Annotated in this window: 8 protein-coding genes; 3 read left to right on the top strand and 5 right to left on the bottom strand. The window is 67.7% G+C overall.

What is annotated here, in order from left to right; all coding sequences use genetic code 11:
- Nucleotides 1-3,000, top strand: a 3,000-nt coding sequence (locus tag VKP62_04330; protein ID MEB3196410.1) for a diguanylate cyclase, incomplete at its 5' end; no start/stop codon positions are given.
- A gap of 41 nt (nucleotides 3,001-3,041) precedes the next feature.
- Here the strand turns inward: VKP62_04330 and VKP62_04335 are convergent.
- The 3 genes from VKP62_04335 to VKP62_04345 form a co-directional block, all read right to left on the bottom strand.
- Nucleotides 3,042-4,268, bottom strand: a complete 1,227-nt coding sequence (locus VKP62_04335; GenBank protein ID MEB3196411.1) for a GNAT family N-acetyltransferase — start codon at nucleotides 4,266-4,268, stop codon at nucleotides 3,042-3,044.
- Nucleotides 4,269-4,335: 67 nt separating this feature from the next.
- The gene (locus tag VKP62_04340; GenBank protein MEB3196412.1) at nucleotides 4,336-5,355 is read right to left on the bottom strand and encodes a ParB/RepB/Spo0J family partition protein; all 1,020 of its coding nucleotides are present in this window, start codon (nucleotides 5,353-5,355) and stop codon (nucleotides 4,336-4,338) included.
- Nucleotides 5,352-6,272, bottom strand: a complete 921-nt coding sequence (locus VKP62_04345; GenBank protein ID MEB3196413.1) for an AAA family ATPase — start codon at nucleotides 6,270-6,272, stop codon at nucleotides 5,352-5,354. The genes VKP62_04340 and VKP62_04345 overlap by 4 nt, the downstream gene beginning before the upstream one ends.
- Nucleotides 6,273-6,536: 264 nt before the next feature.
- On the opposite strand from VKP62_04345, the gene VKP62_04350 reads away from it, so the two are divergent.
- Entirely contained in the window at nucleotides 6,537-7,043 is a 507-nt protein-coding gene (locus tag VKP62_04350) for a hypothetical protein (GenBank protein MEB3196414.1), read from the top strand.
- Between the two features lie 4 nt (nucleotides 7,044-7,047).
- On the opposite strand, the gene VKP62_04355 is transcribed toward VKP62_04350, so the two are convergent.
- Nucleotides 7,048-7,629 carry a hypothetical protein gene (locus tag VKP62_04355; GenBank protein MEB3196415.1) on the bottom strand — a complete coding sequence of 194 codons (582 nt, stop codon included), beginning with the start codon at nucleotides 7,627-7,629 and terminating at the stop codon, nucleotides 7,048-7,050.
- Entirely contained in the window at nucleotides 7,626-7,811 is a 186-nt protein-coding gene (locus tag VKP62_04360; GenBank protein ID MEB3196416.1) for a hypothetical protein, read from the bottom strand. Before VKP62_04360 ends, VKP62_04355 begins: the two co-directional genes overlap by 4 nt.
- Before the next feature lie 315 nt (nucleotides 7,812-8,126).
- Here VKP62_04360 and VKP62_04365 point away from each other — a divergent pair.
- Nucleotides 8,127-8,917 (top strand): flagellar cap protein FliD N-terminal domain-containing protein (locus tag VKP62_04365; protein MEB3196417.1); only part of this gene is annotated, 791 nt, incomplete at its 3' end.

Consider the following 8,917-nt stretch of genomic DNA (forward strand, 5'->3'; position numbering starts at 1 on the left):
CGCTCGCTGAACGGCCTGGGCAAGATCCACCAGCTGGCAAGCCGGTATGAGGCGGCCAGGGCCGCCTTTGAACGCGCCACCGAGGTCGCGAAGGACCAGGCCCCACTGGAGCTGTGCCGTTCCCTGCGCGCCCTGGGACGCCTGTGTTTTTTCGCGGGTGACATGGATGGCGCCTATCGAAACGGTCTGGAGGCGCTCGCCTTGGCCCGCACCCATGCCCTGCCGGCGGAACGGGCACGCGTGCTCGCTGAGGTCGGCGAAACCTTTCAGGGCGAAGAAAGCCGCTTGCAGGAAGGGCTGCGCTGCCTGGAGGAAGCCCAGGCGATCGCCCACCAGCTGGCCGATCCGGTCCTGGAGTCCTTCACCTCATCGGGCCTGGGCAACCTGCAACTGGCCCTCGGCCAGCTGCTCGGCGCCAAGATGTCCTTCGCCCGCGCGGCGGAATTGCACGAGAACACCGGAAATTCGGGTGAAGCGCTGTTTTCCCGCCTCAATCTGGCCATCGTGGCCGAAGAGCAAGGCTTCTTCAGCGAAGCTGAAACGCTGGCCACGGCCGTCGAAGCCGAGGCCCGCCGCGTGAACCGCAAGTTCCCGATGGCCGCGGCGATCGCCCTGGCGGGCTCGGCGGCCGGCCACCTGGGGCGCACCCGCGAAGGGTTGGCGCGCTTGGGTGAGGCCGTCGAAGTGGCCGACAGCATCAATCACAAGCTGCTGCGCGCGCTGATCCACCAGATTGAAGCGCCGCTGCGCTGCTTGCTGGGGCAGTTCAACTTGGCCGAGGAGAAGGCGGCGGCGATGGCCACCTTCGGGGAGGCCTCCGGCGCCCCCGAATTCACCCAGCGCGCCCAGCTGATCCGGGGCGAGGTGGCCCTGCAGACGGGCCGCCCGGCGGAGGCCATGGCCTTGCTCGAGCCCTTGTTGCTTGCGCCGAACGCCGCCGTGCGTCTGCGGGCCCTGCGCCTGCGCGGCGAGGCCGCCTGCCGGCTCGGCGACGAGGGCGGGGCCTTCCAGGCTCTGCACGCGGCGCGCACGGCCAGCGAGGAGGTGGGCGCGCCTCGCGACGCCGGCCTGCTGTACCTGCTGTCGGCGCGGCTGGAGGGCGGAGACGTGGGCGGCAAGGCGGCCGAACTGGCGGTGCGATTGCTGGAAACCACCCAGCAACGTCATCTGCTGCCCCTGGCCCTGCACGTCTGGGCCGAATGCGCGCCCCCAAATCAACGCACCACCCATCTGTCGCGCGCCCAGGAACTGATTCAGGCCATGGCGGCCGCCCTGGGTGACGAAGCCGAGGCCTATCTGCAGGCTTACGGCCGGGCTGAGATTGTCGCCAAGGCCCAGGGCCAGCGCAGCCTGCCTGTGCCGAACGATTGGGGCGCCACGCCGCCCACCACGCTGGAGGGGTTGGTCGAACTGGCCGGGCGACTCTCGCAGGGGCTCGCGGCGTTCCAAGTGGGAGCAGCTCACTCCTTCGGGTTCAGTCAGGACCGCACGGCAAGACGTCTCGAACAGGTGGTGTCGTTCGCGCGGGTCGTCAACGCCTCCTTGCAGGTCGATACGGTCGTCGATCGGGCCCTCGCCCTGATCATCGAGATCACCTCGGCCGAACGCGGCATGTTCCTGCTGCGAGAAGGCCCGGCGGTCCTCACCCAGCGCTACGCCACCGCCCCGGACTTCCGCGACGACGACGGGGGCGCCGAACAGTACAGCCGCTCGATCGCCCGCTCGGTGCTGGAAACCGGCGAAACCGTCTGCGTGCTCGACGCGCTCTCGGACCCTCGCTTTGCGCAGCAGGCTTCGATCATGGGGATGAACCTGCAAACCATCATTGCCGTGCCGCTCAAGGACCAGAACGAGACGATCGGCGCCATCTACGTGGACCGTCAGGGGCTCTCGGACCAGTTCACCCAGGGAGACCTGGAAATCGTGCAGGTGCTGGCGGGCCTGACCGGCGTGGCCCTCGCCAACGCCCGCCTGATGAAGCAGCAAATGGACAACGTGCTGCAACTCGACCAGCTGAACAAGCTCTCGCGCTCGGTCTCCCGCACGCTGGAACTGGAAAAGGTGCTCGACATCATCACCCAGGTCACGCTGGAGGTGATCAAGGCCGAGCGCTCCTTGATTTTCCTGTGGGAAGAGGAGCAGCTGATCTTCGGCGCCGGACGCGACCAGGACGGGCCTCTGCCGCAGCAAGCCGGGCGCGAACGCAGCGATACCATCTGTCAGAAGGTGGTCGACACCCTGGCCCCCGTTCACGTGGTGGACACCGGGCTGGATGCGGAATTTGCCACCAAGATGTCGGTCCTGAACCTCAAGATCGCCTCGGCCGTCGCCGTCCCCCTGCTGGCAGACTCGGGCCTGACGGGCGTGCTCTACATCGACTCGCGCTCGCGCGGCAAGGCGGCCCTGGAGAAGGAAGTGCAGGTGCTGCAGGCGATCGCCAACACCGCGGCGCTGGCCGTCCAGAATGCCCGCCATTACCGCGAGGCCACCGTCGACCACCTGACAGGCCTGTACGTGCGCTCGCTGTTCCTGCGCCGCACCGATGAAGAGATCCGGCGCACCCGTCGCTTCGGGGGACGCTTCTCCCTGCTGGTGCTGGACATCGACCATTTCAAGAAATTCAACGACAGCCACGGCCATCAGACCGGTGATGCCGTGCTGCGCCTGGTCGCCAAGACGGTGCGGGAGGCCGTGCGGGTGGGACTCGATGTGCCTTGCCGCTACGGCGGCGAGGAGATGGTGATCCTGCTGCCCGAAACCGACACGGCCGGCGCGATCGTCTCAGCGGAGCGCATCCGCCGGCAGATCGAACTGGCCACCTTGCCTGGTCCGGATGGCAGCCCGCTGCGCGTCACGGTGTCCGTCGGCGTCGCCACCTTCCCCGCCATGGCCGAGACGGCCACCGAACTGTTCGAACGGGCCGACCAGGCCCTGTATGTCTCGAAACGCGAGGGCCGCAACCGGGTCTCGGTCTACGAAGCCGAGGTCAAGAGCGTCTGACAGCGGCAGGCGACGGAGAACGAACCGGCGGCGCGGCCGTGCTACAGGGCGTCGCTGTGTTCCAGATCCCACACGTAGGGATGCCCGGCCCGGAACATGGCCCGCAACAAATGGCGCTCCGGCTCCGAGAGGTCGACGTGCGGGAAGTCGTCGATGGTGCGGTAGCCCGTCAGCAGGGGCGTCCACACGTTGGCCGGCAAGCGGATCTGGTGGCCCACATAGCCCGGCCCGACCTGCACGCGGCCACTGACCCAGCGCAGATTGACGGCCTCCTCGCCCATCACGAAGGTCACGTCGAAGTTGTCCCGGCGGTACGACGAATCAGACAGACGCCGCTCGAACACCGGTTTCAGGCCTGAGATCAGCGGAAACAGGCGCAGCACGTGCACCATGGTGGCCCAGTTCCCCGGAAAGAGGGCATGCGGGTTGGCCACCATGGCGCCTGAGCGGTAGGCATATTGCGCAAAGCGCTGGTCGAGCGGCACCTGGGCCGTCAGCGCCGGCAGCTTGCGTTCGGTCAGTTCCCAGCGCATCCACTGCAAGATGGCGCGACAGGCCTCGTCATCGGCCGCCACGACCTCGCGCAGGCGGCCGCGTTCCAGATCCGCCCAGACGTAGCCATGGGGATGATTGTCGGCATCCACCGCCACCCACCAGCCAAAGCCCCCACGGTGGGTGCGGGCCAGGCGGTACATCCAGTACTCGTGCGTACGCACCTCAGCCATGAGCGTGCCGCAATTGCCCCGATCGTACAAGTCTTCGAGCAGGGGGATATCACCCTGTATCAGCGGCCGCACGCGGTAGGGCGAGAGCACCGGTTCCAGCACCTCGCGGGCCATCTGCAAGGCCGGGAAATGGTGCGCCGGGGCCGCGTAGGCAAAGCCGAACTCATCGTACAGGCGCGGCACGCCGTACACGTACACGTAGGCGTAGTCCCGGGTGCGGGCGGTCTGGAGCCAGTGGGAGATCAGGTGGCGCGCATGCCCTTGCAGGCGACGCTCCGGGTGGGTCCCCACCATGGCGAGTTCGCCCACCTCCAGTTCGGCCTCCCCGAAGTAATGGAAGTGGGGCAGCAGCGAAGCGGTGGCCTGAATCTCACCGGCCTCGTCCAGCAGCATGGCGTGGTCCGTCTCCGACAGCCCCGGACGCTCCCGGTAGCCATGCACGGCGGAAACGGTCTCTCCTTCCGGCCGGATCAGCTGGCTGAAGGCCAGCAGCTTGGCCCAATCGTCGGCGGTGGTGGGATGAGCCAGAGAGAGCGACGACATGAACAACCTCGGAACCGGGAGACGGAAGCATCGATCTTACGTGCGCCGAGGAACCCGCGTCAACGCGTCAGGCCCCGGCCAGACCGTCCCGCGCGATCTTGCGCACCCAGGCGAGATCCTGGTTGAGGGCCTCCTCGAGGGCCGCCAGCTGGACCGTGCGAGAGGCTTGCGCCGTGAGGGAGAGGTAGAGGGCATGGGTGGCCAGGTCCTCCAGCGCCAGGGCCGGGCCTGGACCGCGAAACGGCGAGACCTGGGCCACGCGCGGCTCGCGCTTGTGCTTGTGCTTGCCCAGTCCGGCCCAGACCTCGGCCTTGGGGGTGCCGGCCAGCAAGGCCTGCTTGAATTCGTGCAGCTGAGAGGACTCAACCCCTTCGGCCTCGCCCTCGACCTGCTTGACGTGCTCCAAGCGACGGCGGGTCTCCGCCACCGTCACGCCCCCCTGCAGGATCGCGGCCAGCAGCGTTTGACGCAGCGGCGCCTCGGGCAGCTGGTTCACCAGGATCGCGTGGGACGGGGTCAGCGCGTCGAACACGGCGCCATCCTTGGCTTCGCGCCAGCAAGCCAGCACGTCGGGCGCCAGGTTCAGCAGGCGCGTCCGCATGTGGACGTAGTCACGGGTCTTGCCGAGCTTCTCGCCCAGCCCTTCCTCCGTCCAGCCGTACTTCTGTTTCAGCTGGTAAAGATACTCGGCCTCTTCCAGCGGGGTGAGGTCCGCGCGTTGCAGGTTTTCCAGCAGCGCCAGCACGGCGACCTCGTCCTCGCCGTAATCGCGCACGATCGCCGGCACGCTGGGCAAACCCGCCAGGCGGCAGGCCCGCCAGCGTCGCTCGCCGCAGACCAGGCGGTAACGCACCGGGTCGTCGCCCGCCACGTCCCGGCGGGCAATCACGATGATCGGCTGGATCACGCCGTGTTGCTTGATGCTCTCGGCCAGTTCCGCCAGCGCCGCTTCATCCACGATCTGACGCGGCTGGCCCGGCAGCGGCCCGATCTGGTCGAGCGGAATCTGCGGCAGCGGGGTGCCCTTGGTCTGGCGCCTGGCGCTGGCCAGCTCGTCGAAGGCCTTGAGCGAACTGGTGGCGGTCATGCCACCACCTCCGGCGCCAGCGTGATGGCCGGCGTGGCCGCCGCCAGACCGTGCCCGCGGGCCTCGGCCTCGCGCACGCAGACGGCGCGGGCGCGCTCACCGCTGATGAAAAAGGCGCCATCCGCGAAGGCCGCCTGCATCATATTGAAGGCCAGCGTGCAGACCCGGCGCGGAATGCCGCGACTGGCCACGTAGAGGGCCTCCAGCGCCTCCGGCGCAAACAGCGGGGCACCGCCCCAGCCCGCCACCTGCAGGCGGAACTCGATCAGTTCGGCGACCTCGTCCCGGTTGAGCGGATCGAGCGTCGAGGTGGTGAAGATGCGGCTCTCGATTTCAGGGTGCTTGGCCAGGTTGTGGCGCAGGGCCTCCTGGCCCACCAGCACGACCGAGATGCTCTTCTCGTCCATGGCCGAGAAATTGTTGATCTGCTTGAGAATCGGCAAACCGCCGTTGCCGCGGGTGCCGTCGCTGAGCAACTGAGCCTCGTCGATGATCAGCACCGGGTGACGGCCCGCCTGGTAAGCGCCCATCAGGTAGGCCGCAAAGGCATCGAACTGGCCGAGCTTGGTGCCCTTGCGCGCCACGCCGTAGAGGTCGCAGATGTGCTTGAGCAACTGCAGGCCGGTGTAGCTCGGGTTGCTGATGACCTGCACGTCATACCGGTCGTGTTCCGAGAGAATGGTGACCAGGCGACGCACCAGCATCGACTTGCCGGCGCCGTAGGCCCCGACCACGCTGACCATGCCCTGGCGCGATTCGATGCCCATGATGGTGCGCGTGAGGCAGGCCTTCAGGTGCGGCGTCAGGTACTGCCAGCGCGGATCCTCGCTCAACTGAAAGGGCAGCTCGACCAGCCCGAAATGCGAAAGCAGGTCGTCCAGGGTCTTCATCTGAAAGCTGGCGGTCAGCGGGTTCACGGGCACCTCGAAAAGTCGCTGGCGGGTAAAAACGGCGAAGATTTGACCCGAATTTTACATGATTATGTAAATTCGACGGCAGGCGAGCATCATGACACACGCCGATCTGACGGTCAATCCAAAAATCGTGGCGCCCCTGCAGCTGAAAAACCCAGTCAGCGGGCGGGCTGACGGTCGAGATTGACGCGCCGGCGGTCGCTTGGGATCATGGCCGCGTCTTGACAACGGGCAGGCCGAGGCCAACGCCGCAGGGGAATTCACGCCGTGACCAAGAGCCGCAAGAAACAACAGGAACGCGCCCGGGAAGCCGCCCAGGCGGCCCACGCCGAGGAGCCCGTTCGCGCGTCCGAGCAGCGCCCCGCCGCCTCGAAGGCCACCAAGGCCGCCACGGCGGCGGTCCGGGTCCCCCGGGAGGCCGCTGACCTGCCGACCGGGGCCACCGCCGCCCGGGAGAAAGTCGACCCGCCGACCGAGGCCACCGCCCCCCGGGATGCAGCCGACCTGCCGACCGAGGCGACGTCTCCCCGGGACGAGGCCTTGTTCGCGCGCCTGGTGACGATCGCCACCCAGCACGGCGAGGCGATCGCCCAGGATGGCTGCCAGGTCTGGGTCTACAACGGCGACACGGTCAGCATCAAGTACGTCGAGGCGCTGGGCGACGCGCCCGAACGCCTCATGGTGGCGGCCTTCCGGCAGGGCGTGGTGTTCCAGGTGCGGGGCACGCGCCAGCTGGCCTTGCGGCGGGGCCCCTGGCTCGACTGGCTGCCCTGAGCGCTCAGGGCGCGCCGCCCGCCGTGCCCGCGGCCGAGCGGGTCGTGTATTTCAGCCCCAGCGCCGTGATGGCGCCTGCTGCCTGGGTCAGGGCCACGGCCTCCCAGCTGATCGCAGGCGGCAGATCGCGATCGTAGCTCACGTGCTTGAGAATCCCGGCCACCTCGATGCGCATTTCCGGGCCAATCAGCCCGCCCCCCATGTCGTAGGCGCCGTAATGGCCGTCGTAGAGTTCGAACACCCGGCTGTCCAGCAGCGCGTCCACCAGCTTCACCAGTTCGGCCCGGGTGGGCGTGAACTGGCCGCCGCGCCCGCCACTGCCGGTCATCTGAGAACCGAAACTGGCGGGTCCGCTGTGCGGGATCACCAGCTCCGAATCGCTGTGGGCCGTGGCCTTGTAGCGGAGCGTCCAGCTGACGGCGCGCCCGGCCTTCCACTGGCTGAAGGGGCGGGCGAAGTCGTCGTGACGGTAATAGGGCACCTGGAAAGCCGAGAAGCGCACCAGCGGGCTGACCGGCAGGTAGCAGGCCAGCAGCGCCAGCGACAGGCCCGACAACAGTCCCCCGCGAAGCCAGGTCAGGGTCATGGCGACGCCGTGCCCCCTGTGACCTGGTCGAGCAAGGCCTGATAGGCGGCCAGCTCGGCTTCCAGATAGGCCACCATGCCGGCATCGGGCGCCTCGACCGCTTGCTCGCGCGCGAGGCGATCGCTCAGGCCAGACACGTAGGCCCGCGTCCAGCCCATGTTGTCCGCATCGAGTGAATCCACATCCGTCCACATGCCGGTCCGGCCCTCAGCTGCCTCGGTGGTGACGCTCTCAGCATAGCACGCAAGCCCGCCCCCCTTGCGACGCTTCCCGCTGGCCGCCCGGGCTCCGGGGCGAGTCGCCTGTCCCGGGTCAGCAGGAACCAGAAGTCGCGCAGACCAGGTGCAGGAAGCGATGCGCGGGTATGTGATCCGTATCACCCCACGGTTTGAATTCAGCGACCCGCCCCTCAAGTGGCGACGTGTCTCAGACGATAACCAAGGGGGAGGCGGGCCCTCGCGTCTGTTGAGCGCCTGCCCTGTGGAGGGGGATGTCCGATGAGTGATCTTCGACTGTCTGGCCTGGCCTCGGGTCTCGACACCACCGCGCTGATCGAAAAGCTCATGCAGGTCGAGCGACGCCCGATCATCATGAGCCAGAGCCGCATCACCAAGAACAATTTGGTCCTGGAGTCTCTGCGCGGCCTGAGCACCAAGTTCATTGCGCTGGAAGAGGCCGCCAAGAAGGTCCAGAACCTGGCAAGTTTCTCACCCAGCGCCTCGACCGACAACACCTCGACGCCTTTCAAGGAAAAGGTCGTCGACATCGGCTCCAGCTCCGTGCTGGGCGCGGGCCTCCTGCAGACCCTCAACGCCAAGACCTTCGGCACCGAGGCGGGGGCCGTGGGGGGCGAGTACACCGTCAAGGTCAACAGCCGCGCCCAGACCAACACGATCACCACCGGCCCGGTGCCGCTGCAGACCGACGGGTTCGTGGCCGACCGGGGTTACCTGAAGTTCACCAATCTGAGCGACGGCACCGTGATCAACCTGGGTGCAGATCCGGCGGTAAGCTGGGGCGATAACAAGAGCCTCAAAGAGGTGGCCGATTGGATCAACGCTCAGGGCAGTGCCCCGATGACCGCCAGCGTGGCCAACAACCGGCTGATCCTCACGGCCAAGAACACCGGGGCGGCCTTCAACTACAGCGTGGAAGTGGCGGCCCAAGCGGGCGCCGGCGTGGCCGCCGACAGCTACAACATGGGCTTCCGCGCCGCCACCTCGGCGGGCACCTCGAGCAGCAGCGAAAAGGTGGTTGACGTCTCGAGCGCCGCGGTGCTGGGCGTGGG

Source organism: Candidatus Sericytochromatia bacterium, assembly GCA_035285325.1.
Lineage (GTDB): Bacteria > Cyanobacteriota > Sericytochromatia > S15B-MN24 > JAQBPE01 > JAYKJB01.